The organism is Bacillus pretiosus (assembly GCF_052947655.1).
The window spans coordinates 3,501,134-3,526,069 of record NZ_CM129593.1; the positions used below are offsets into that span (position 1 = coordinate 3,501,134).

Sequence of the window (24,936 nt, forward strand, 5' to 3'; positions counted from 1 at the left end):
ATCCATAATAAAAGGAGAACACCTGATGTGTTCTCCTTTTATCTTTATTCAAATTAACGTAGCAAGATGCTCTTTCGCATCATATTCAACTAAACTTTCAGCATTTTTAATTCGATGAACAAAATCTGGATTAGCTATTAAAGGTCTTCCGAATGCCACTACATCAATTGTTCCTTCTTGCAACGCTTCTTCAGCCTCTTTCCGATTTAAATTCCCTACTCCTACAATCGTACCCTCCCAATATTTTCTTACTAATTGATGAAAATTCTTTCCGTCAGCAATAACTGCTGTATAATTCATCGTTGAAGGGTGAATCATCGTTAATCCAACTTCGTTGAACATATTTACAAACGTTTCAATTGCAAGCTCAGGGTTTTCCCACATATAAGTTGGATTATCACCTTTGAAAGCAGAGAAACGAAGAAGTGTTTTATCAGCCCCAACAGCTTCTATTACAGCCTTTGTTACTTCTTTCATAAACGTTAGCCTTTGCTTTAAATCTCCGCCGTATTTATCAGTACGCTTATTTGCGAACTCATAAGTAAATTGATCGATTAAATATCCGTGTGCACCGTGTATTTCTACTCCATCAAATCCAGCTTCGATCGCGTTTTTCGCAGCTTGTGCGTATTGACCAATCACCTCTTGTATTTCTTCTAACGTCATTGCTTCTGGCGTGTCGAACGGTTTACGAAAACGCGGAACATTTCCCTCTGCAGCGATAGCAGACGGTGCTTGTGGCATTTGCCCACCAATTATCTCGTGATGGCTCATACGGCCAACATGCCATATTTGAGCAATAATCGTTCCACCTTCTTTATGTACTGCCTCTGTAACAGGCTTCCACGAATCGATTTGCTCTTGTGTATAAATCCCTGGTACTCCTGGATTTCCTTTTGCTCTTGGGCTAATGACGATTCCCTCTGTAATAATTAAGCCAACTCCATCAGCTGCACGTTTTCTATAGTACTCGACTACATCAGTACCAACGATTCCTGTTTCATGATTCGCGAAACATCTCGTCATCGGTGCCATTGCTATGCGATTACGAAGAGACCAAGATCCAATTTGAATCGAGTCAAATAACTTCGTTTCTTCAATATTTTCAAAAGAACCCCAATCATTTATATTTGTTCCTTCATAAATACTTGCTGCTTTATTATTTGAACTTGTCATTTTTCTTCCCCCTAAAAAATTCTTACTATAATCGCATCATACTTACTTTTAGATAGTAACGTCAATTTATACGCTCTTATGTAGAAATATTCGCATAATAAAACTAACTGTTTTTTAACTTTAAGGGTTCTGGTATTCAAGACACTACTGTCTATTTTTATGTTCAGTAAGTGGATGAGGAAAATACTTGTTAAGTGGATGTTTTCTTTTCTTCTAGTTTTATTACTATAGAATATATTGGTAATTGTTTTTCAAACTATTTACTAAAAAAACGATTTCCATTGTACTATATTCAAACTTACAGTAACGAGGCTTCAATCATTCATTTGTTTTTTATTGTACAAACAAAATTTTAGGAACGAATAAAAGACTCCTACATAGTTGAACGTATTTTTTCTTATTTAACTTTTAGTAAGAAGGATAACAATGAAAACAAAAGCTATCGTTTCTAAACCCGAAAAAGATTTTAATATGCAAGAAGTATACTTAGACGAGATTAAAGACGATGAAGTACTAGTAAAAATTATCGCTTCTGGTATATGTCATACAGATGCAACAGTTTTAGATGGGACAATGCCCACACCAAAACCAGTTGTTTTAGGACATGAAGGTTCTGGTATTGTGGAAAAAGTGGGAAGTAATGTAACATCCGTTACACCTGGTGACCATGTAGTACTCGGATTCTCTTACTGTGGTCATTGTGAAAGTTGCTTAGATGGTAATGCTGCTGCTTGCGAAAATATGATTGAGTTAAACTTCTCTGGAAAAAACAAACGCCATGTAACACCTATACACGATCTTAGCAATAATGATATTTCTCAATTCTTCGGCCAATCTTCATTCGCATACCATGCCGTAGTTGATGAAAATAATGTTGTAAAAGTAACAAAAGATGTTGATATACGTTTGTTAGGTCCACTTGGTTGCGGAATTATGACTGGTAGCGGTACAATCTTACATTCACTACAAGCAAAACCAGGTAGTAGCCTAGTTGTATTTGGAACTGGCGCTGTTGGTCTTAGTGGCTTAATGACAGCTAAAATTGCTGGATGTACCACAATCATTGCCGTTGATATTCATGATAGTCGTTTAGAATTAGCAAAAGAATTAGGGGCTACACACACGATTAATAGCTTAATCGAAGATCCAGTTGCCAAAATTAAAGAAATTACAAACGGTGGAGCTCATTACTCATTTGAAACAACTGGCGTAAATACTGTTACACTTCAATCCATTCAATGTTTACGAGTAAAAGGGACTATGGCAACTGTTGCTGTCGGTAAAAAAGATTTAACTATAAACGTAACAAATGAAATTGTCGTAAAAGCTATTACAATTAAAGGAGTAGTTGAAGGTGATGCAGTGCCACAACTATTCATTCCAAAATTAATTAATTTCTATCAAAAAGGATTATTCCCATTCGATACATTTGTACAATTCTATTCTTTTGAAGAAATCGCTCAAGCATTTGAAGATTCTAAAACAGTGAAAACGATTAAGCCGATTATCGTAATGGAGTAACATCTGTTTGCTTTCTCTTGATAACTAACATAAAAAAAGCCGTGCAAAAGCACGGGTTTTTCCCCATATACGTACATCAGCCTCGCCATTTATATTCTTTCGCGATTGATTTCTTAGTCCACATCGCCTAGTCTCCATCTCTGTCATTGCTCTAAAGAAGATAGGGAACAAATTCGTTTCCAACATGCAAACAACAAGCATTACGATAATAATTGCATATCTAACACATTGTTTTTTCTATTTATCCGTTCATCCCCATGAAAAAAGGAGCTGTCACATAGTCGAATTATCGACTATATGACACTCCTTTTTAGTTGACCGTATATGGCTAAAAATTCATTTATCTCTTTAATATAAAGAATATAAACAATTATTATCTCTTCACATATAAAAAATTCCTTAGCAGTAGAAGTGAGAATGGTTCAGTATTCTTCTAAAAATAATAACTTATAAACCTAAAACAATGAAAGCCCTACCTCTCTTTCATCCTTACGGCTCCTCGTCCGTGCCAGTGTGAATCAGGATTGCAAAAATCAAGTAACTATTCTATCGAAGTGTTTAATTAAACTTCGAATATTCGTAAAGAATTTAAAAAATAAAAATGGATTTGATTGTAGTAATAACAAAAGAGGTTAATGCTCTAAAAGTGGTTTGAAAGAATTGAATGTCTTTGAAATGATTAATTCTCTATAATTATGTTCCCAAAAAATTCAAAACCTTTTTTGGGATCTAATACATTATTTGTAATGAATCTTAACAAAAGCTTTTTATTTGACTTTCTGTGATACCTTCAATTAATCCCAGTTCACTAATCAAAAATTCGTGTGCGTTATCTAACATTTTCTTTTCGCTTGCATTAAGTGCTTTTTCTTTCTGCATACGTAATAAATCACGTACAACTTCAGCACCTTCTTGTATTTTACCCGTCTTTATTTTATCAGTGTTCAATTTATACCTTTGTTTCCACGTAAGTAATCTATCAGATTCTCCATGTTGAAAAATATCCAATATGTGTGCTATTGCCGTTATATCCGTGACTGGTCGTATATTTGAGCTCAATATTCTCCCTGCCGGAATCATTACTTCCATATTACTACCCGACATTTTTATAACATAATATTGTTGTTTTTCTCCTGTGATTTCCTTCTCTTCTATGGCTTTAATTATACCTGCTCCCTGCATTGGATAAACAATGTTATCGCCAATTTGAAACAAATAATCCACCTCCATATATGGTAACCTTCTCAATCTTAACACACAATCAATTTTTTAGCAAAATTTTTATTTTATCATAAAATTATTTTTAATGTCAATCCTTTCGAACTAAGAAAATAATTTCGTAAAATATCATTAAAAACCCGCAATCTTATTAACTTTTCCTCACATATATACATTCTAATTTCACCTTCTCTTTTTACATAAAAACACATTACTACATATAAATAGTAATGTGTTTTTTATACGGAATCGTTAAACATTCCCTATTAATTTCACGCCTATACACTTACCTGCTTACGTACTGTCTCTCTCGCTAAAAGAAAACTCATAATCACTTGTGCAGCTACTCGACTCGTCATATCTCTGAAATCAAGGGTTGGATCAATTTCTACTATATCCATCCCTTGAACGAGCGGTTCTTTACCAAGAAATTCAATCGCATCAAGTAAAGTCGTACTATCCATACCGCCAGGACCAATTGCTGGACAACCTGGTGCAAATGCTTGATCTAGTACATCCATATCAAGAGAAATGTAAATAGAAGTCACGCCTTGCTTTCTTAATACTTCAATACTTTCTGTGATAATATCTTTGATTTGTCGCTCTCGTACATCTTTCATTGTATACACTGTCACGCCATGTTCTTTTGCATATTCATGGTACGCTCGTGCATTTGAAAAATTACGAATTCCGATTTGAACGAGTTGTTTTCCTGTAATGACATCATTTTCTAGTAAACTACGGAACGGTGTCCCATTTGATGGGCCACCATCATCTAAATTACGTAAATCATGATGGGCATCAAATTGAATAACGCCGACCTTCCCTTTACTATTTGCAAACCCTGTTATACTCGGAAAACTAATCGAATGGTCACCACCAAGAACGATTGGTATCATGTTCGGATTTACTTTCGTTACATGACCAACTGTTTTCGCAATTCGCTTATGACTTTCTTTTATATCCGTCACATGCATCGTAATATCGCCGCAATCATATAAGACACTTTCTTTCATATCATGTTCTTCTGTAATTGCGTACGTGCTATATGCATCTAACATTGCACGAATTGTTTTTGGTGCAAAACTTGCTCCTGAATGACTAATAGATGGTTTAGAAAGGGGTGCTCCAATTAAGGCAGCACCGAATATTTCCAAGCCTTCCTCCCAATCTTTAATCATCTCACTCCATTTTGTCACTTCACGATCGATAAACTTTGCATTTTTCTTTAAATAGTGGCCGTGCTCCACGATTGTTCACCTCTTGTATATGCGATATTACCATTTTTCCATACTGTATTTACATGACTTACGCCGTAATGATACGGTACGTAAGCATAATTGTAAGCATCCCATAGAACTAAATCTGCCTTGCGACCAACTCTAATTTTCCCAGCTACATCGCCACGATTAATTGCGTAAGAAGAGTTAACTGTTACTGCATTCCAAACTTCTTCTGGTGTCATTTTCAGCTTGAGCATTGCAATGCTCATAATAAGCTGAATGTTCTCAGTTGGACAACTACCTGGGTTAAAGTCTGTAGCCAAAGCAACTGCAACACCTTCATCAATCATTTTACGTCCACGAGCAAAGCTTTCTTTATTTAAATAGAAAGTTGTTCCTGGTAATAAAGTCGCTACTGTATTAGAGTTTGCAAGCATTTCAATTCCTTTATCAGAAGCGCCAACTAAATGGTCCGCTGATGCTGCACCAATTTCAGCCGCTGCTTCCGCGCCACCAAGAGGGTCAATTTCATCTGCATGAATTTTCACATCAAACCCAAGCTCTTTCGCTTTTAATAAAAACTCTTTTGACTCTTCAACAGAGAACACACCTGTTTCACAGAAAATATCAACGAATTCAGCTAATTGCTTCTCTTTCATTTCTGGCAGTAGGTCTAACATCCATTGTAAAAATTCTTTTGATCTACCTTTATACTCTTTCGGAACTGCATGAGCACCTAAAAATGTGGAAACTAAATCAATCGAGTGCTCTTTTTGTAATTGTGCAGTTGCCTCTAATTGTTTCCATTCCGTCTCATCATCTAATCCGTAACCACTCTTCGCTTCTACAGTTGTAACTCCGAAAGATAGCATACGGTCTAAATGGAATTTCGCTTTTTGAACAAGTTCTTCTTTCGACGCCTTTTTCGTTGCATTTACAGTTGAAAGAATACCTCCGCCTTTTTCTAAAATTTCTAAGTACGGAACTCCTTGTAATTTTAGTGCGATTTCATTTTCACGAGATCCACCAAATACAAGGTGAGTATGCGGATCAACAAGACCAGGAGAAACCATTTTCCCGCCGCAATCAATAACTTCTTTCGCTTGTAATCCTTTAGCTTCTTCCACTGTTCCAACGAAAGTAATTACGCCGTTTTCAATTCCAACCACACCATTTTCGATAACAGGAAGCGTGTTCATCGCTTCCCGTCTTAACAAACCATCTTCTTGATCCATTGTTAGTAATTGACCGATATTTATTAGTAAAGTGTCCAGCATGTTTTCTCCTCCTTATTTCATCATCGGAATGTTAACGCCTTTTTCTTTCGCAGTTTCTACAGCTAAGTCATACCCTGCATCAACGTGACGAACAACACCCATACCAGGGTCAGAAGTTAATACGCGCTCAATACGTTTTGCTGCTGCTTCTGTTCCATCTGCAACGATAACCATTCCAGCGTGAAGTGAATAACCCATACCAACGCCACCACCGTGGTGAACAGATACCCAGCTCGCACCGTTTACACTATTAATTAATGCATTTAAAATTGGCCAGTCTGCTACTGCATCACTACCGTCTTTCATCGCTTCTGTTTCACGGTTTGGAGATGCTACTGATCCGCAATCTAAATGGTCACGACCGATAACGATTGGTGCTGATAATTCACCATTTGCCACCATTTCATTAATAATGCGACCAAATTTCGCGCGCTCACCGTAACCTAACCAACAAATACGAGATGGAAGACCTTGGAACTCAACTTGCTGACGAGCCATACGAATCCAGTTACATAAATGCTCATTATCCGCAAACTCACGTAATATTACTTCGTCTGTTTTATAAATATCTTCTGGATCACCAGAAAGTGCTACCCAGCGGAATGGTCCTTTTCCTTCGCAGAATAATGGACGGATAAATGCTGGAACGAATCCTGGGAAATCGAATGCATTTTTCAAACCTTCATCGAAAGCAACTTGGCGAATGTTATTTCCGTAATCAAATGTAATTGCGCCTTTTTCTTGCATAGCAAGCATTGCTTCTACATGTTTTGTCATGCTTTCTTTTGATAATTGTACGTAACGTTCTGGATCTTCTTCACGAAGTTTCGCTGCTTCTTCTAATGTGAAACCTACTGGAATATAACCGTTTAATGGATCATGAGCAGATGTTTGATCCGTAACTAAATCTGGCGTAATATTGCGCTTCACTAGTTCTGGTAAAATCTCTGCCGCATTTCCTAATAAACCAATTGAAATTGGTTCTTTCTTCTCTTTATACTCGTTCGCAACCGTTAATGCTTCTTCTAATGATTCTGTATACATATCACAGTATCTCTTTTCAATACGACGATCGATGCTGCGCTTATCAACATCAATAGCAATGACAACACCGCCGTTCATCGTTACAGCAAGAGGTTGTGCACCACCCATACCACCTAAGCCGGCAGTAAGTGTTAATGTACCTTTTAATGAACCATCGAAATGTTGACGTGCCGCTTCGCCAAACGTTTCATATGTTCCTTGTAAAATACCTTGTGTTCCAATGTAAATCCAGCTACCTGCTGTCATTTGTCCGTACATCATAAGACCTTTTTTCTCTAGTTCACGGAAGTGATCCCAGTTCGCCCATTTTGGTACTAAGTTTGAGTTCGCTAAAAGAACGCGAGGTGCATCTTCATGCGATTTAAAAATTGCAACTGGTTTTCCTGATTGAACAAGTAATGTTTCATCGCTTTCTAACGTTTTTAATGAATCTACAATCGCATGGTAGCTTTCCCAGTTACGAGCTGCACGGCCAATTCCGCCATATACAACTAATTCTTCTGGTTTTTCAGCAACTTCAGGATCTAAATTGTTCATTAACATACGAAGTGCAGCTTCTTGAACCCACCCTTTCGTTTGTAATTCAGTACCTCTTGGCGCGCGAATTGTTTGTTTAACTTTTTCCATTTCAATCTCTCCCTTTTCTCATTTTATAGTGCCGCGTTTACATCTAATCTTTCTTTTATCGAATAATTCGTTTTTAACCAGTGCGTAATATTTTCAATATCCGTTGAGAATATGCGATCATTTGTAATAGAAGGTACTTGTTGACGGCCTTGATGGTAGAAGCTCTTCGTCACTGTACTCATGTTTTCAATACCGCGATATTCTGCTGCTTGCATCGCACAAATCATCTCAATTGAAAGAACACGTCTTACATTTTGAATAATTTGATGTGCATGGCGTGAAGCGATTGTTCCCATACTTACGTGATCTTCTTGGTTAGCTGATGACGGGATTGAATCAACACTCGCTGGATGTGCTAACGTTTTATTTTCAGAAACAAGTGACGCTGCAGCGTATTGCATAATCATTGCACCAGACTGAAGTCCTGGTTCTGGACTTAAAAATGGAGGTAAATCATTTAATTGCGGATTTACTAAACGCTCGATACGACGCTCTGAAATATTTGCAAGTTCCGCCATTCCTACTTTTAAGAAGTCCATCGCAAACGCAATCGGTTGACCATGGAAATTCCCACCCGAAATTACTTTTTCTCCGCCATCAAAGATTAGCGGATTATCTGTTGCTGCATTCATTTCAATTTCTAATTTTTCTTTCACATAATTTAAAACTTGCCAAGAAGCACCGTGTACTTGCGGGATACAACGAAGTGAATATGCATCCTGTACTCGTAGTTCTCCTTGTTTTGTTGTTAATTTACTATCATGAAGGATGTCACGAATTCTGCTCGCTACTTCCACTTGCTCTTTATAACCACGTGCCTTATGAACATTTTCATCAAATGCATCAATAATGCCTTGTAATCCTTCAATTGTCATCGAAGCAATGAATTCAGCTTGATACGCCATTGCTTCTGCTTCTATATAAGAAAGAACTCCTTGCGCTGTCATCGCCTGCGTACCATTGATTAATGCAAGCCCTTCTTTCGCTTCAAGTTCAATCGGTTCAAGCCCTTCTTCTGTAAGAGCAACCATCGCATGAACGCGTTTCCCCTTATAGAACACTTCACCTTCGCCTAATAATACAAGCGCAAGATGAGATAAAGGTGCTAAATCGCCACTCGCACCAAGTGACCCTTGTTGCGGAACGACTGGGTGAATTTTACGATTTACAAACTCAAGAAGCATATTTACAACAAGTGGTCTAACACCAGATACTCCTTTAAGCATTGTGTTCGCTCGTAAAATTAACATACCGCGTGATACTTCTTCAGGGAATGGATCACCTATACCGCATGCATGTGACTGAATTAAATTGTGTTGAAGTGCCTTTACATCATCTTTTTGAATAAGCACATCACTGAACTTTCCAAATCCAGTTGTAATACCGTAAACGACTTTTCCGTCCTCTACAATTTTCTCAACAACTTCGCGGCACTCCGCCACCTTTTGCATACTATTTGGACAAGCTGTTACACCTTCCCCTTCAAGTAACAACCTCTTCATTTCTTCAATTGTCAATGTGTGTCCTGTTAACGTAATCATTCTTTTTCCTCCTTAAAAAGGCAAAAGGGGACCTTATCTTTTTAAGACAGACTTCTGTCCTAAAAAAGTAAGGCCCCCTTCTAACTAATAGACTATGGGCAAATCATATGTGATTAATTCCTAAACCAATCGCCTCATGCTCAGATCCTTTTACAGGTGCACCAATCGTTCCATATAATGCAACAGCAACCCATTCGCCTTCTTTTTTTCCGTCGTATGGTCTACCGCGCACAATTGCAAAGCGAAGTCCTACTGTACGAAGAACGTCTGCTAACTGAATTTGACCTCTCGTCACTCCGTACAAAGCTTCCATAATTGCATGATAAAGTGCATGTGTTTCTCTGTAAACATCTGTTTCAATAACTTGGGTGCTCTTAGCCGCTGTTTCCATTGCTGCTACAACTTTTTGCGAATTCATCGAACCCACTTTCCCCGTACAATACTTCCAACCTTTTGGAATAGATAATACAGGGCTTTCATTCTCATCCGCAAGTGCCAACAACATGGCCATACGACCAATTCGATGTGTTCCTTGAAGAAGCATGTGACTCTCTCATTTCTTTTAATTATTTGAATATTTCTTAATTTAAGAATATATGAAAACGGTTAAATCGTCAATAGTTTAAACTCACATTCGAACAATTTTTTCATCCCCTCCATTTGTGTACACAAATGATTTACACGAATTTTTCAGGCGTGCTATAGTCTCACTAACAGATGCAAAGGGGCGATATTTCAATGACGAAGCGAAAAGATATTCATTTTCGAATTGAAGAAAAATTACTTGAAAGGTTTGAATCTGCACTCCATTACGAAGGTTTAAAGAAAACCGACGTATTAACACACGCGATTCAGCAATTTTGTACGAAAGTGGAATGCGAAAAGATGAATGATGTAAAACGCCAATACAACGTAAGCAACCATTTACAAACACGTATCGATACGCATAAACATTACGAAGAAAAACAAGTAAATTTAGATGAACTCGTCATGGAACATTTACAACTTCAAGGAGAAGAAAAAATATTAGAGGTTGGGTGTGCTAATGGAAATTTTCTTTCCCTTTTACAAACTAACGGTCATAAAGGCCAACTAACCGGTTTTGATCAATCAAAAACGATGCTTTCTGAAGCTGCAATAAAGAATAGCATAATTGAATGGAAACTAGGTGATGCTGGTAAACTCCCTTTTGAAGCTAATTGCTATGACTGGGTCATCGCAAGACATATGTTATATCACATGAAAGATGTCGAAAAAACAGTGCAAGGATTCCATAAAGTAATTCGTCCCGGAGGCTCACTTTTAGCTACAACAAATTCTAACGTTACATTACCTCATATAGTTGAAATGTGTAACCGCATGTTAGACGCATTTGATTTACCGAAAACAACATCATCAGTCACTCCATTTTGTTTAGAAAATGGTAAAGAGATATTACAGTCTGTTTTTCCAACTGTTGAAGAAACAGTTATTCATAATGCTCTCGTTTTTCATCATGCTACTCCGATTGCAAGCTATATTTCTAGCATGTTTCCGTCGCTAAATATACCTGATAATACACTTCTTCACGAGGAAATGAAGGAATGGCTAATAGAAGAAGTAGAAAATGAATTGTCACTTCATAACGGTATATGGCGCGATCCGAAAACGTTAGCCATTTATCGATGTCAAAAAGAAAAAAGCTAGCATTAGCTAGCTTTTATACATTCTCATGTAAAAGTTTGTCCATCATCATATTGCCCTTTCCGCCATAAAAATTTATATTATGTTCGTTCGCTACTCCAAAATAAGAAGCAACTGCTATTCCGAATGGTACGAAAGCATGCCCCTGTGCTGTAATAATATTTGAGTGTCGCACAACTTCTTCATACACAAAATTTTCTACTGGAAAACAATCTAATTTTTTATAATCCATAGTCACTGTATACGAGATGTCTTTGAATAAGCCTGCTTTTGCTATCGCATACGGTCCAGCACAAATCGCAGCTACTAATTTTACTTTTTCAGAAAATTGGCGAATGACTGAAAAGAGAATATCTGCGTCTTTCATATGTACTGCGTCTCCCCCTGGAATCATAATCCCCTCATATTCATCTACACGCACTTCACTTAATTCTATATGCGGTTGTACTTGCAATCCTGTTTCACTTATAATCAACTCTTTTGTTAAGCCCGCAGTAATGATTTCATATTTCTTTTTCAACAATGCTGTTGCTACTGTAATTTCAAACTCCGCAAATGTTGGGTATACGAATAATAATATTTTTTTCATAGTCCTTTCTCCTTTAACCAGCCCATAAAATATGCTTCTAACTCATCCACTGTTAATGTATTCGTGTCCACATAAGTTACAGGAAATTGTTTATACCATTCTTTTTCAGTTTCTACTAATTTAAATAGTTCTTCAAATGTACTGCGGTTTCTTGTCCTATCATTATTTTTTCTATCATATACATTCTTTTTCGTAACATCTAAATAAAAAATTGCATCCGAACAGCATTCTCTTAATTTATACAATTCATCTTTTAATTCTGTTTCTATATCCCACTCTTTCCCTATCATTTTCGGATAAAAGAGTGTATAAAATTCAATATCTTCTGGTCCGCGATCAAAAATCACGACTGAATCTTTCACATTTTGAAACTCCTTTATTTTTGCTTCCATGAACATTTTTTGATTTATAATAAACCCTTCTTTTGAATTCATATCCAAATTTAATTGTTTTCTCTTTTCTACAATTGGATATGGATTTTCATATATAATTGAAAATCCACATCGCTCTAACCTTATAGCCAATGTTGTTTTCCCACTTGCCATCGGTCCTTGGAGTGAAATTACATATGCCATTCCTCTCATTCCCTTGCACTTTAGTACACCTATAATATACAGAATTTTGAAAACTATAAACAGAATATATATCACCTTGTTTCTTAATCTTATCTAACTTATAATAAAAATAGAGATTATGACGGACGCATCAATAATGTAAGCTTGGAAATCCAAGCTTACATTATTTTTTGCTTTCCCTTTTCTAATAAAAAGAGTATACTAATTTAGAACGTATGTTCTTAATGATTACATACAGTAAGGAGATAGAACAATGGTATACGATACAAAAGCAATTTCTTGGAATGAGTCTTTAAAACAACTTCAACGCCGCTATACAAACAAACAAGTTGATCGAAAAGAATTTGAAGATATTGAACTGATGGAATTCTTCCGCGATAACGACTACATTTCTTTACCTACACATATAAGCGGCCTATCAACAGCACGTTTTACTTCTTACTCTATTTTCACAACTGAAGATAAAGATCGTAAAGTTGGCACATTAATCATTGAATATGTAGAAGATGATAATAATAATTTATGTGTTGAACAACTATACTTTGTTTAAATGATAACGCTTGGTCAAATTGACCAGGCGTTCTTGCTTTCTATGAATATCACTGTTTATAATATGAATAAAAGAAAACCGCAATCATTAAGGGGGGATAAGCTTGCTCGAAGGATGGTTCAGTTGGTTCATAGTGCTATGGACTGTTATTTTATTAGGACTTATGTCTATCGGTGGATACTTTATGTTCAGAAAATTCCTAAAACGATTACCTAAAGAAGATGGTATGTCCATTTTAGATTGGGAAGAGCACTATATTAATAAAACTAGACATTTATGGGATGAAGAACAAAAACAATTGTTAGAAGAGCTCGTAAGTCCTGTTCCAGAACTATTTCGCGATGTTGCTAAATCAAAAATTGCTGGCAAAATCGGAGAACTGGCATTACAAGAAAAAGCCTCTCAAATTACACAAGATTTAATTATCAAAGGATATATTATTGCTACACCGAAGCGTGATCATAAATTTTTAGTAAAAAAACTACAAGAAAAAGAGATTGATTATTCAAACTATAAGTCTTTACTCGCAAAATAACTTCACATTATTTTCAATAAAAAAGACAGCGCCTTTGACGCTGTCTTTTTATTTTATACATATACAGTTTTTAAGTTAATTTCATATCTTTTTCATTATAAAAACCATCTTCTTTTTCCATTTCCTTCTGTAATTTCGTAAAGGAACGGTACATAGCAATTCTCCATGACACAATCATCGCGAACGCCAGTAAGAAGAACATGCCACTAAGTTGTCCTAAATCAAGAGATTGACTTAAGTATGTTTTAAATACAATCCGCACGACAAGTAATCCAATTAATATAAAAACAAATGCTTTTGAACGCTTCAAATAAATCTCTTGTCCTCTAATTTCAAATTTAGATGTTTTAATAAGAAAAATAGAGAAAAACAAACCGACGCCAATTGCTTCTAACATTTCTGCTGGAGTTAATCGAAATTCAGGAAAAACAAACATCAACGCTCCCGTGCTCATAAAAAATGGTGGAAGTATAATTTTTTTCAATGTTGCCGGTTTCTTAGCTGCTTTTAAACGAATAAACATCGCACCAACAGCCATACAAACAGCAACGATACTGGATAAAACAACTATGTTCATATTTTCTCATCCTTTTTTGTGGCTATATGCAAAATATACTTTCATTATATGCTTTTCCGTTAGTATTTCCAACATTTTCACAGAATAATACTAAAAACCGGTAAAACCACCAAATAAACTTGAGAAATATACGATAATTTTCGTCATCCAGTTGAAATATAGGAAGATACCCATGACAATCATAACATATCCTCCAATCTTCATGAATTTCATACTATTTCTTTTAATCCAAGACATTTTCGTAATAAAGAATGATAGTACGAAAAATGGGATAGCAAACCCAAGTATGTATGCTATCATATAAATCATTGCTGATTCTGGATTTGTTGCAGCTAATCCAATTACAGACACTAAAATAGGTCCAGTACATGGTGTCCACCCTGCAGCAAAGGCCAACCCAATTAGAACGGATCCCAAATAGCCACTCGGACGATTTTTAAACGTAAATTTACGGTCTTGCATTAAAAACTTTGGCTTAAACACACCGACAATAATAAGACCGAACACGATGATAAATATACCACCTAACTGTCTAATTAAATCTTTATAATTTGTAAAGATGCCTCCAATAAAACTTGTACCAAATCCAATTGCAATAAATATAATTGAAAATCCAAGTAAGAAAAACGCTGTATGTATCATACTTCTTTTGCGAAGCATTGCATTTTCTTCTTTCAACTCAGAAACCGACATACCTGTTATGTACGATAAAAATGCCGGATAAAGCGGTAAGCAACATGGGGAAATAAATGATAAAAATCCAGCGCCAAACGCTAAAAAAATACTAATATCTTGCATGATTCCACTCCTCTCCTTACATATTGTAGCAAAAACACATAAAAATACTATGAACAATTCGTGAACTCACTTTAACAACGTGATAATAAGAAAAACTACCCTTACAAACAGTTTCTAATAAAACGTTTTCATTTCCTTCTATTATATAGAACAATCTTAATTGGACTAAGAAACTTCTCTAATTGTTATTAACATAACAAAGGTAACATAGTTTCTCAAATGATTAGCACACTATAATGGACTACCCTTCTATATCCCTAAAAAATATTTTTTTCAAATGCTGTCTTTATACAATACGAAGCTGATTTTACAATACTTTTATTATTACTAATTTCAAGATTATGCATAAATATCATACTTTTATTATTATTCTATAAAATGTCACACTTTTCTTTTATTTGACCCTTTATTTTTAATTTTGTATACTTCCCTCTAGTTATATATGTCCGTTAGGAACAATTTCATATAGATGGGAGGAATTTTTCATGCTTCGTTATTCTCTTTTAGTTTTATTAGGAGCGTGTAGTTATGGGATTTTAGCTATTTTCGTTAAACTTGCCTATGCAGAAGGATTTTCACTTGGAGAGGTAATTGGCAGCCAATATTTGTTCGGTTGGATTATTTTGCTTGCTATTACTCTTCTATTTTCTAGACATCGTGTTCCATTAAAACAAGCGTTAATTTTATTCGTTGCAGGTACATCTGCAAGTTTTACTGGAATTTTTTATTATGCTTCATTAAAAACTGTACCAGCATCTATTGCAATTATACTTTTATTCCAATTCGTTTGGGTCGGAATTATTATTGAAGCAGTCGCAACAAAAACATTACCTTCAAGAGAAAAGGTTATTTCCGTTATTTTCTTACTTGCAGGTACATTTTTATCAAGTGGTTTACTAGAAAAATCAGCAGGTGATTTCGATATGACTGGAATCATACTAGGTTTATTATCTGCTGTTACATTCGCAACATACATTTTCGTGAGCGGAAAAGTTGCTGTTGAAGTACCTTCATTACCGCGCGGTGTTCTCTTAATGACTGGCGCTTTAACTTTAGTAATGATCGTATTCCCGCCAACATTTATTTTTAGCGGTGCAATTTCTGAAGGACTTTGGAAATACGGTTTAGGATTAGGAACATTTAGTATCGTCATTCCTTCTATCGCCTTTACAATCGGTATTCCAAAGATCGGTTCTGGCTTAGCGACTATTCTTGGTGCAGCAGAACTACCAGTTACAACAATTATGTCTGTATTCGTTTTAAAAGAAGCGGTGCTATCTTCACAATGGATCGGTGTATCACTTATTTTAATCGGTATTGCAATCCCGCAAATTGCCTATGCAATGCGTGGACGTTATCATAAACATCATACACACAAAAAATTGGCAGCATAAAACGAGAGAGGATTTTCATTTGAGAATCCTCTCTTTTCTTATTGTATAATTAATGTAAATACATTAATTAAGAAAGAAGGCATTATACGTGGCAGCAAATCTAGAGCAATTAACTGAGATGCTAATTTCTATTCGTCGAAATTTACATGAGCATCCAGAATTATCATACGAAGAATTTGAAACGACGAAGACTATAAAAAATTGGTTAGAAGAGAAAAACATTACGATTATAAATTCTAGTTTAGAAACAGGCGTTATTGCTGAAATTTCAGGGAATAATAGCGGACCAATTATAGCAATCCGTGCTGATATTGATGCCCTTCCTATTCAAGAAGAAACACATTTACCGTACGCTTCAAAAAGTCCCGGTAAAATGCATGCTTGTGGGCATGATTTTCATACAGCTGCTATTATAGGTGCCGCTTATTTATTAAAAGAAAAAGAATCTTCTCTTAGCGGAACTGTACGCTTTATATTCCAACCAGCTGAAGAAAGTAGCAATGGTGCTCGCAAAGTAATTGAAGCCGGGCATTTACATGGCGTGCAAGCTATTTTCGGTATGCATAATAAACCTGATTTACCAGTAGGTACAATCGGTATTAAAGATGGTCCACTGATGGCCGGGGTCGATCGATTTGAAATTGAAATTCACGGAGTTGGTACACATGCAGCTGTACCAGATGCTGGGGTAGACCCTATTGTCGCGTCCTCTCAAATCGTGATGGCACTCCAAACAATTGTAAGCCGAAATATAAGCTCTTCACATAATGCCGTCGTCAGTGTCACAAACATCCATTCAGGAAATACGTGGAACGTAATTCCTGAAAAAGCAACGCTGGAAGGAACTGTACGTACATTCCAAACTGAAACACGTGAAAAGATTCCTGCACTAATGAAACGTATTATTCAAGGGGTTTCTGATGCATTAGGTGTAAAAACAGAATTTCGTTTTTATGCAGGTCCTCCTGCTGTTCATAACGATACATCTTTAACAAACTTATCCTCTCAAGTTGCTGAAAAAATGAATTTAAATATCATCTCTCCTACCCCGTCAATGGCCGGAGAAGATTTTTCTTTTTATCAACAAGAAATACCTGGTTCATTCGTTTTTATGGGAACGAGTGGTACACATGAATGGCATCATCCAGCTTTTACAGTAGATGAGCAAGCATTACCTATAAGTGCAGAATACTTCGCTTTGTTAGCTGAAAAAGCACTTAAACAATTTGCATAAAAAAGGAGCCGTTAAGAAATACTTAACGGCTCCTTTTTTTAAGTTAAATCGCGTTTTAAAAATACTGTATAGGAAATGCTTAAAAATACAAATAAATATAGTAATAACATACATGAAGCAAACGGGAATGTTACTCCATCAATAAAACTTCCATTCTTTGAAATACTGTATAAATCTGTGTTTGCTGGCAATAAATATTTCGCCCAATCATATCTAGTCGCTGCTAATAATGCAATATTTCCTGATAAAGCAAGAAATAGTGAAATACCAATCGCACCTCCACTAGATCTTGTTAATACAGAAATCATAAATGCAAACGCTGCGTACACAATCGTCGGCAACCACGATAAAATATAATACTTACTAGCTTCCACAAAAATATTTTGTTTTATAATATTTCCATCTTGGAAAATAAGCTCGCTCCATGCAGGCTGTTGGAATTTATAAATAACAAGTCCACATAAAGTGGAGAAAATCATATTAAATATAAACAATAACGCTGCAAATATCACAATTGCTAAAAATTTAGATGTCAAAATTTTAAATCGACTCGCTGGTCGTATCGTTAAAAATTTATATGTTCCCCAGCTATATTCATTCGCAAAAATTGTACTTGCATACACGAGGATAAATGGGAGCAATATTGGAAATACGATAAAACCTGTATCTCTCATGAAAGAAAGCGGAGAACTGCTTGCCGGTGCTGTATCTGTATCTAAATGCTTCATCTTAAGCTGATATTCCTTTACAAGCTCGTCCCCAGATCGTTCTGCTAATATAGCTTCTTTTTTCATACCTAGCTTTTTCTCTATTTCTACAGTTCGTTCTGTATAATCGGCTTTCCATCCTTTTGTTTCCGGTTCTAAATACTTTACCGTAACCCACCCTAATCCCATTATTAATACTGCAATAACTGCAAAGGGAATAATCGTTCGCTTTCGCTTAAATATTTTATACAGTTCGTTATACACTAAATTAAACAATATCTTTTCCCCCTGTTAATTCTAAAAATTGCTCTTCTAACGTTTTTCTTTCTTCATATACACGATACACTTGAATATTTTTCTCAAGCAATATACGAATAACATTTGGGATTTCTTCATCTTTTACATGAATAAGTAGATCATTACCTTTTATTAAAACATCTTGGTCTAACATTTCTGCTGCTTTATTCGCATCATCTACACGTATACGGATTGTCTCCATCTCTTCTCTTTGATTATGCTGAATATTTTGCGTCGCCACATATTCTCCATGCTGAATAATGATAACTCTATCACACATTAATTCAACTTCTGAAAGTAAGTGACTAGATACAAGTACCGCTTTCCCTTGTTCATGTGCAATTTTCTTTATGTACATTCTCATTTCATGTATTCCACTAGGATCTAATCCATTCGTTGGTTCATCTAATATTAATACATCTGGATCGTGAATAAGCGCTTGAGCAATTCCTAAACGTTGTCTCATGCCGAGTGAATATGCTTTTACTTTTCGGTCAATTACTTGTCCCATCCCTAACAATTTCACTACTTCATCGATACGTTCTTCCGTCACGTTACCATTCATTCGTCCGAAATATGTTAAATTTTCATAGCCGCTCAAAAAAGGATAAAATTCCGGTGTCTCAATTACTGCTCCAATTTTCGCAGCAGTACTTTCAAATTGCTGTTTTACAGATTGACCGTCAATCCAAACTTCACCCTCTGTCATACGAATCATGCCGACCATCATTCTCATTAAAGTCGTTTTTCCAGCACCATTTGGTCCGAGCAAGCCAACTACTTCACCCTTTTTAACTTCGAAACTAATATTTTCTACAAGTGTCTTTGAACCGATTCGCTTCGTTAACCGCTCAACCTTTACAATTGATTGTTCATTTGTCATACTATACAACCTTTCCTTCCCATTCTTTGTCAGGTCTTTACACTGTAACATGATTATTTTTATGTGTAAAATAAGAAAAGGCATGATTTCTCATGCCTTTTCCTTAAATTAAAACGAATTTTCATCTTGTAAACTTTGAACAAATCGAAAACATTGCATCATCGATAATAGGACGACCACAATCATAATTATACTAACAACTACTATTGCATATATTGTAATCGGTGCACTATTTATCCCTTGTATTCCTGCTATTTTCATAAAGATAATCGTAAATAATTTCAAAAATAACATCCCATTCACTAATCCAAAAACAAACGCTGCTCCATAAATAAATAATTGCTCCTGACATAATAAACATAGTACGCCATTTCTCTTCCTACTCTCTGCTACATAAGATTTAATTTCCTCTTTCCTCACTTGCAGAAGAGAAAACGTTATTTTATATGTAGTAAAAATACAAATAAAAATGAATACAATAAACAGCATGTAAAAGCTCATTTGAAATAAAAGTGTAGTCTCTAATTTCCCAATAGCTCCTTCATTAAATTGGAGCGATATCATAAAAAATAAAATCATAGTACTCATAGCAACCCACATGAATTGCTTCATCCTTTTGGCAGCAAATGTTCTTATATTTTTTCTCACTAACTGACATAAAGACATATGTTCTTCCCCTACCTTACTTCATACCATACTCATTCTATACTACTAGTGTATAAAAATATGACATTTTAAACATCGCACTACAATCTGAATTTTTTCTAAGTCTTTAGTCCTAGAAAATAAAGCTGAAAATAAATTATATTCAGAATATAATCGTAAAAAGGAGGGGGTTGCATGCGCATAAAATTAATATCAATCTTATTTTTATTATTTCTCACAAGTTGTAGCTCACTTAAAAACAATGAGATCGCCATTGTTGAGCCATACAAATTAACAGAAGAGCAATCTTCTATTTTACAAATGACTCCTTTTCAAGAAGGAGACAGCATGTTTTATAACGTTACCCTAAAAAATGAAAAAGATGAAATACATGCTACAATTGATTATTATCAAAATGGTAAAAAAACAAACGTAATTGCGAATATAGCTACCTCCCATTTTCAAAAAAAGAAAGTAAAGCTTTCTTTTTTACCACCTCAATCCCAACTCGATAAAGATGTACAAGTGCAAAAACATTGGTATGTTAATATTGAAGGTAGTTCCATGCTCGCTCCTGAAGAAGCACCTCCAATCATAAATAGCTCTACCTCTACTACTCTTCAATCTGCTATAAACTTAACATACAATCAAAAGACGACTTTAGCGGCTATAATAAAAACGAATAAAGAAACCGTAAGAATTCCAATGCTTGAGGAAAAAACTGCTATTGACCAACTATTACAAGAAAACGAACATGTTTATCTCTTTAGTATAGAACTAAAAAAAGAACACTAAAGCGGAAATGCAATTATATTGCATTTCCGCTTTAGTGTTTAACGAGGTGTACTTTTTAACAAATTAATTAATCTCATCCTCAACTTCTATTCTTTTCTTCTCTCTTGCAATTTTCAAAAACTCTAAAAGTTCTGGATTAGTATTCATTTTTTTGTACGCTACTGACATTTCTGCAACAAAATTAGAATCACATAACTCTTTATATACGACTTCGGTTTTATACAATTTATTCGCCGATACAGGTATTACCGTAATTCCGATTCCTGCCGCTACAAGTCCCATAACTGTTTGATATTCCGTTGCTTCTTGTACAATGTGTGGACTAAATCCTACGTCGCGGCAAAGTGATAAAATTGTATCGTATAACGCTGGCCATACCGGTCTCGTAATAAATACGAACGGTTCGTCTCTTAAATCTTCAATATGTATTTCATCCTTTTCAGCAAGTGGATGTGCCTTCGGTAAACATAACGTACAAGAAAGCTTTTGAATTGGTTCTAACTCTAGTAATTGTGTTGGAATTGGCGGACGCAAAAAGCCAATATCAATACGGTTATCGTGAAGTGCATGCACCTGATCCGGTGTTGACAGTTCATGTAATGCAACAGACACTCTCGGAAATTTCTTTCTATACTCCCTTACGATAGATGGTAAAATATCATATATCGCTGCACCTACAAAACCAATTGAAAGTGATCCCACTTCTCCCCTTTGGGCACTTTGTGCAACTTCTACTGCTTTATCAATTTGTTCGAACGCTTTTTTTACTTCTTTTAAAAACATTTCTCCAGCTTCTGTTAATTCAACTTTTCTCTTCGTTCTTGAAAATAACATAACTCCCATTTCTTTTTCTAATTGCTGAATTTGTTGACTAAGCGGTGGTTGTGTCATTTGTAAACGAGCAGCTGCTCGTCCAAAGTGTAACTCCTCTGCCACTACAACAAAATATTGCAAATGCCGTAATTCCATTTTGGACACCCTTTTCACTTTCAATTAATACATCTAATATATTAATAACATATAATTTATATATTAGACAAATTTTTCGAATGAACGTATAGTAGAAATTGTTAATTCTTTTTTACAATTTTTATGTAAAAAAAGAAAGAGGTGGGTACTGTATGAAATGGTGGAAATTAAGCGGACAAATTTTATTATTATTTTGTTTCGCTTGGACAGGTGAATGGATTGCAAAACAGGCACACCTCCCAGTTCCAGGAAGTATACTCGGTATTTTTTTATTGTTAATTTCATTAAAATTTAACCTAGTGAAAAAAGAGTGGGTACAGGACGGAGCAGACTTTTTATTAAAAGAACTTATTTTATTTTTCATTCCTTCTGCAGTCGCTGTCATACGCTACAAAGATACACTATCACAATATGGAATCGATCTCATTTTAATTATTATGATTAGTACACTTTGTGTCACTCTCGCTACAGGACTCCTAACAGAATTGCTACTAAAGCGGAAAGGATCAACACAATGATCGGCTTTCTTTGTTTACTATTAACACTATTCACATATTGGATATCGAAGAAAATGTATCAACGCTGGAATTGGAGCTTACTTTCTCCTCTTCTCGTCTGCCCTATTATTTTAATTGCTTTATTACTCGGACTAGACACAACTTATGAAACATATGAAACAGGTGGTCAATGGTTAACAGAATTATTAAAGCCTGCAACAGTTGCTTTCGCATGGCCAATCTATAAATACTTTGATTTACTCAAGAAACATGGAATAGCTATTTTACTTAATGTCATTGTCGGCTCATTTTTATCAGTTATTACTTCAGCACTACTAGCTAATTATTTTCAAATTGATTCATCGTTAGAACATAGTTTAGCGCCTCATATTGTAACGACACCAATTGCAATGGCCATTTCAGAAATGATCGGTGGTATGTCACAATTAACAGCTGTATTTGTTGTTTTAACTGCGTTAACAGGAGCATTGCTCGGACCTGCTCTCATACGTATATGCCGTATTAAAACAGCGCTCGCAAAAGGCATTATGTTAGGCACTAGCGCAAATGGAACCGGTACATCAAAAGCATTCGAAATCGGCCCTGTAGAAGGAACCATTGCAAGTTTATCTATGCTTTTAACAGCAGGAGCTAGTTTAGTTATCGTTCCGCTTTTCTTGTCGTGGATACATTGAAAAAGCAAGTGTTTAAACACTCGCTTTTTTATTTATATATTTATTTAAAACCTCATAATCCTCCGGGAAAGATAGCGTTAATTCCTTCATTTCATCTATCCTCTTCCAAGCAATTTCATGTATTAACTCATCAGGATCTTGGATTTTCATACTACCGCCTATTTTTTTAACGACATAATAATGAATGTATACAGGAACCCCGTATGTAATACCTTCTTTTTCGTATATTTTCTTTACAACTTCCACATTGTAACCTGTTTCTTCCCAAACTTCTCGAATACAACATTCTTCTAGTGTCTCTCCCTTTTCAAGCCCTCCACTTGGAACAGACCACCTTTTTTCTTCACCCTTTTGCCCTTGCAACACCATTAAAACTTCATTTTTTTCATTTATACATACTGCTGCACAACCTATCCATCTTTCCATATACATCCCTCCCCTACAAAAATTCACCTTTTTTATCATTTTCTCCTTGAAAAAAGAGGAAAAAAGTAAACTAATGACGAAAAATCACATTAACTTCATAGACAATCCCTTCTTAGAAATTAAAAACGGAAGGATGAAAATATGATTTCTAAATATGTTGTGGAATGTGTCTTTTGTGAAGAAAATCGAAAACCACGCCAAGCTATCGTAACAGTTCCCGCCACTACTCAGCTACTAGCCATTGAAAAAGTGCGTGCGGAATGTAAACGTCGTTTCGGAAAAGCTTTATTATTGCAAACAGAAATTAAAGAAGAAATAACTTTTGAACAAAAAGAAAGCCGACCATAAATTGGTCAGCTTTCTTATCCGATCATATTTTCACATGAAGATTAGGGGCATCCTCTTTAAGGATCGGGATTTTCCCATTATGTACGTTCCATAATGGTCATCGAACAATATATTTCTATGCAATTAATTATTGAATAGAATAGGGCAAAACTTGTTCGCATTTTTAGAAAAGGGATAGGGATATAATTCAAGTAGTACTTCGAATACTCGAACTTTACACTCATTATATTAAAGTAAATCCTTTTATATGGGAAATATGAATTACTTACATAATTCATTCGTAAAACATATTAGTTTGCTATATTATTTTTATTCCATCAATAACATACATCCAGCTACAACTGGTGTCATAATCATTGAAAGCTTCAAAAGCATACGTGGTGCATAATTTGTAAACTTCGCCCCGATATACGCTCCTAACATCGTGCCCATTAATACTTGCAATAACAGTATATAATCTAGGTAGCCTTCTGAACTATATCCTAGCCCACCTCCAATCGCAATCGGCAATATGACAAGCATTGTTGTTCCTACAGATTGCTGGATTGTTAATCCTAATAGAGCCATTAATCCAAGTTGAATAAATGGTGCAGAACCAATCCCAAATGAACCAGCCATCATTCCAGTGACTAATCCGAGACATATACATTTCATTATATTGTCTTTCGAAAAATCTTTAATTTCTGCTAAAAGTAGTTCTTCCCTATTTTGAAACTTAATTAATTTAACAAACATAAAAATTGCAGATAAAAATAACATCCCAGCTGTAAACCAATGAAGAAGATGCGGTGGTATAAGTGAACCAAGCTTTGCACCAATATAAGAACCAAGTGCTCCACATCCACCAACAATCCCTCCTATAGTAACTACAACATTTCCTTCACGATAATGACTTATAACCCCAGATAATGTCGTAAATGCCATTGCAGTTAAAGACGTTGCAAGCGCAACATGAATAGGAATGTGGAATACTAAAGTGAGTATTGCGATAATAAAACCAGCTCCCCCTGCTCCAACAAATCCTAATAAAACTCCCATTACTAACATCGTTATAATAATTGCCACAGACTTTCCCTCCAGTAAAGCAATTATCCATCATATTCTTCCTTGTA

At 35.5% G+C, this 24,936-nt stretch carries 28 protein-coding genes; 10 read left to right on the forward strand and 18 right to left on the reverse strand.

Annotation, left to right across the window (positions count from 1 at the left end; all coding sequences use genetic code 11):
- Positions 1-48: 48 nt before the first annotated feature.
- Complete coding sequence (locus ACU8YW_RS17885) at positions 49-1,176, reverse strand: alkene reductase (protein WP_426934065.1); 1,128 nt, start codon at positions 1,174-1,176, stop codon at positions 49-51.
- A gap of 426 nt (positions 1,177-1,602) precedes the next feature.
- Here ACU8YW_RS17885 and ACU8YW_RS17890 point away from each other — a divergent pair, with 426 nt between their 5' ends.
- Positions 1,603-2,697, forward strand: coding sequence for an NAD(P)-dependent alcohol dehydrogenase (locus tag ACU8YW_RS17890; RefSeq protein WP_426934066.1), 1,095 nt, complete (start codon positions 1,603-1,605; stop codon positions 2,695-2,697).
- 753 nt (positions 2,698-3,450) lie between these two features.
- Here ACU8YW_RS17890 and ACU8YW_RS17895 read toward each other — a convergent pair.
- From ACU8YW_RS17895 to hutP, 6 genes are all read right to left on the reverse strand, one after another.
- On the reverse strand, positions 3,451-3,912 hold the full coding sequence (locus ACU8YW_RS17895; RefSeq protein WP_170771247.1) for a CarD family transcriptional regulator: 462 nt from the start codon (positions 3,910-3,912) through the stop codon (positions 3,451-3,453).
- A 281-nt stretch (positions 3,913-4,193) separates the two neighbouring features.
- A complete protein-coding gene (gene hutG / locus ACU8YW_RS17900; RefSeq protein ID WP_088122894.1) occupies positions 4,194-5,165 on the reverse strand; it encodes a formimidoylglutamase in 972 nt (323 codons plus the stop codon).
- Entirely contained in the window at positions 5,144-6,415 is a 1,272-nt protein-coding gene (hutI, locus tag ACU8YW_RS17905) for an imidazolonepropionase (RefSeq protein WP_075312265.1), read from the reverse strand. The genes hutG and hutI overlap by 22 nt, the downstream gene beginning before the upstream one ends.
- A 12-nt stretch (positions 6,416-6,427) precedes the next feature.
- Entirely contained in the window at positions 6,428-8,086 is a 1,659-nt protein-coding gene (gene hutU / locus ACU8YW_RS17910) for a urocanate hydratase (protein ID WP_000416700.1), read from the reverse strand.
- 23 nt (positions 8,087-8,109) lie between these two features.
- Complete coding sequence (gene hutH / locus ACU8YW_RS17915) at positions 8,110-9,627, reverse strand: histidine ammonia-lyase (protein ID WP_000631835.1); 1,518 nt, start codon at positions 9,625-9,627, stop codon at positions 8,110-8,112.
- Positions 9,628-9,730: 103 nt separating this feature from the next.
- Entirely contained in the window at positions 9,731-10,171 is a 441-nt protein-coding gene (gene hutP, locus ACU8YW_RS17920) for a histidine utilization transcription antiterminator HutP (protein WP_000926520.1), read from the reverse strand.
- 194 nt (positions 10,172-10,365) lie between these two features.
- Here hutP and ACU8YW_RS17925 point away from each other — a divergent pair, with 194 nt between their 5' ends.
- On the forward strand, positions 10,366-11,313 hold the full coding sequence (locus ACU8YW_RS17925; protein WP_426934067.1) for a class I SAM-dependent methyltransferase: 948 nt from the start codon (positions 10,366-10,368) through the stop codon (positions 11,311-11,313).
- Positions 11,314-11,326: 13 nt separating this feature from the next.
- On the opposite strand, the gene ACU8YW_RS17930 is transcribed toward ACU8YW_RS17925, so the two are convergent.
- Complete coding sequence (locus ACU8YW_RS17930; RefSeq protein WP_106383387.1) at positions 11,327-11,899, reverse strand: DJ-1/PfpI family protein; 573 nt, start codon at positions 11,897-11,899, stop codon at positions 11,327-11,329.
- Entirely contained in the window at positions 11,896-12,474 is a 579-nt protein-coding gene (locus ACU8YW_RS17935) for an AAA family ATPase (RefSeq protein ID WP_097889932.1), read from the reverse strand. The genes ACU8YW_RS17930 and ACU8YW_RS17935 overlap by 4 nt, the downstream gene beginning before the upstream one ends.
- A gap of 253 nt (positions 12,475-12,727) precedes the next feature.
- Between ACU8YW_RS17935 and ACU8YW_RS17940 the strand changes: the two genes are divergently transcribed.
- Together ACU8YW_RS17940 and ACU8YW_RS17945 are read left to right on the forward strand one after the other, a co-directional pair.
- Positions 12,728-13,024, forward strand: a complete 297-nt coding sequence (locus ACU8YW_RS17940; RefSeq protein ID WP_000262403.1) for a hypothetical protein — start codon at positions 12,728-12,730, stop codon at positions 13,022-13,024.
- Positions 13,025-13,127: 103 nt separating this feature from the next.
- Complete coding sequence (locus ACU8YW_RS17945) at positions 13,128-13,559, forward strand: DUF2621 domain-containing protein (protein ID WP_000889390.1); 432 nt, start codon at positions 13,128-13,130, stop codon at positions 13,557-13,559.
- A 70-nt stretch (positions 13,560-13,629) separates the two neighbouring features.
- Here ACU8YW_RS17945 and ACU8YW_RS17950 read toward each other — a convergent pair whose 3' ends face one another.
- From ACU8YW_RS17950 to ACU8YW_RS17960, 3 genes are all read right to left on the reverse strand, one after another.
- Positions 13,630-14,136 (reverse strand): CcdC family protein, encoded by a 507-nt coding sequence (locus ACU8YW_RS17950; protein ID WP_001028637.1) that lies wholly within the window; start codon positions 14,134-14,136, stop codon positions 13,630-13,632.
- A 90-nt stretch (positions 14,137-14,226) separates the two neighbouring features.
- Complete coding sequence (ccdA, locus tag ACU8YW_RS17955) at positions 14,227-14,934, reverse strand: cytochrome c-type biogenesis protein CcdA (RefSeq protein WP_001152685.1); 708 nt, start codon at positions 14,932-14,934, stop codon at positions 14,227-14,229.
- Between the two features lie 16 nt (positions 14,935-14,950).
- Complete coding sequence (locus ACU8YW_RS17960) at positions 14,951-15,088, reverse strand: peptidase T (protein WP_079999649.1); 138 nt, start codon at positions 15,086-15,088, stop codon at positions 14,951-14,953.
- A 331-nt stretch (positions 15,089-15,419) separates the two neighbouring features.
- Between ACU8YW_RS17960 and ACU8YW_RS17965 the strand changes: the two genes are divergently transcribed.
- Complete coding sequence (locus ACU8YW_RS17965; protein ID WP_087982059.1) at positions 15,420-16,328, forward strand: EamA family transporter; 909 nt, start codon at positions 15,420-15,422, stop codon at positions 16,326-16,328.
- Between the two features lie 88 nt (positions 16,329-16,416).
- Entirely contained in the window at positions 16,417-17,562 is a 1,146-nt protein-coding gene (locus tag ACU8YW_RS17970) for a M20 peptidase aminoacylase family protein (RefSeq protein WP_446893989.1), read from the forward strand.
- A gap of 38 nt (positions 17,563-17,600) precedes the next feature.
- Here the strand turns inward: ACU8YW_RS17970 and ACU8YW_RS17975 are convergent, their stop codons facing one another.
- The 3 genes from ACU8YW_RS17975 to ACU8YW_RS17985 all read right to left on the reverse strand — a co-directional run bounded on the left by ACU8YW_RS17975 (position 17,601) and on the right by ACU8YW_RS17985 (position 20,115).
- Complete coding sequence (locus tag ACU8YW_RS17975) at positions 17,601-18,545, reverse strand: ABC transporter permease (RefSeq protein WP_262749942.1); 945 nt, start codon at positions 18,543-18,545, stop codon at positions 17,601-17,603.
- Complete coding sequence (locus ACU8YW_RS17980) at positions 18,538-19,449, reverse strand: ABC transporter ATP-binding protein (RefSeq protein ID WP_000180637.1); 912 nt, start codon at positions 19,447-19,449, stop codon at positions 18,538-18,540. The genes ACU8YW_RS17975 and ACU8YW_RS17980 overlap by 8 nt, the downstream gene beginning before the upstream one ends.
- Positions 19,450-19,557: 108 nt before the next feature.
- Positions 19,558-20,115 (reverse strand): ABC transporter permease, encoded by a 558-nt coding sequence (locus ACU8YW_RS17985; protein WP_087982051.1) that lies wholly within the window; start codon positions 20,113-20,115, stop codon positions 19,558-19,560.
- Positions 20,116-20,289: 174 nt separating this feature from the next.
- Here ACU8YW_RS17985 and ACU8YW_RS17990 point away from each other — a divergent pair, with 174 nt between their 5' ends.
- Positions 20,290-20,889 carry a YgaN family protein gene (locus ACU8YW_RS17990; RefSeq protein WP_137012036.1) on the forward strand — a complete coding sequence of 200 codons (600 nt, stop codon included), beginning with the start codon at positions 20,290-20,292 and terminating at the stop codon, positions 20,887-20,889.
- Between the two features lie 63 nt (positions 20,890-20,952).
- Here ACU8YW_RS17990 and alsR read toward each other — a convergent pair whose 3' ends face one another.
- Positions 20,953-21,858, reverse strand: coding sequence for an acetoin biosynthesis transcriptional regulator AlsR (gene alsR, locus ACU8YW_RS17995; protein ID WP_000423221.1), 906 nt, complete (start codon positions 21,856-21,858; stop codon positions 20,953-20,955).
- A 152-nt stretch (positions 21,859-22,010) separates the two neighbouring features.
- Between alsR and ACU8YW_RS18000 the strand changes: the two genes are divergently transcribed.
- A complete protein-coding gene (locus ACU8YW_RS18000; protein WP_088608932.1) occupies positions 22,011-22,376 on the forward strand; it encodes a CidA/LrgA family holin-like protein in 366 nt (121 codons plus the stop codon).
- Positions 22,373-23,050, forward strand: coding sequence for an LrgB family protein (locus ACU8YW_RS18005; RefSeq protein ID WP_088064223.1), 678 nt, complete (start codon positions 22,373-22,375; stop codon positions 23,048-23,050). Before ACU8YW_RS18000 ends, ACU8YW_RS18005 begins: the two co-directional genes overlap by 4 nt.
- Positions 23,051-23,062: 12 nt before the next feature.
- Here ACU8YW_RS18005 and ACU8YW_RS18010 read toward each other — a convergent pair whose 3' ends face one another.
- Entirely contained in the window at positions 23,063-23,476 is a 414-nt protein-coding gene (locus ACU8YW_RS18010; protein ID WP_088064224.1) for an NUDIX hydrolase, read from the reverse strand.
- Positions 23,477-23,617: 141 nt separating this feature from the next.
- Here ACU8YW_RS18010 and ACU8YW_RS18015 point away from each other — a divergent pair, with 141 nt between their 5' ends.
- Complete coding sequence (locus tag ACU8YW_RS18015) at positions 23,618-23,824, forward strand: DUF3903 domain-containing protein (RefSeq protein ID WP_000624203.1); 207 nt, start codon at positions 23,618-23,620, stop codon at positions 23,822-23,824.
- Positions 23,825-24,133: 309 nt separating this feature from the next.
- On the opposite strand, the gene ACU8YW_RS18020 is transcribed toward ACU8YW_RS18015, so the two are convergent.
- Complete coding sequence (locus ACU8YW_RS18020) at positions 24,134-24,889, reverse strand: sulfite exporter TauE/SafE family protein (protein WP_088064225.1); 756 nt, start codon at positions 24,887-24,889, stop codon at positions 24,134-24,136.
- Positions 24,890-24,936 lie beyond the last annotated feature (47 nt).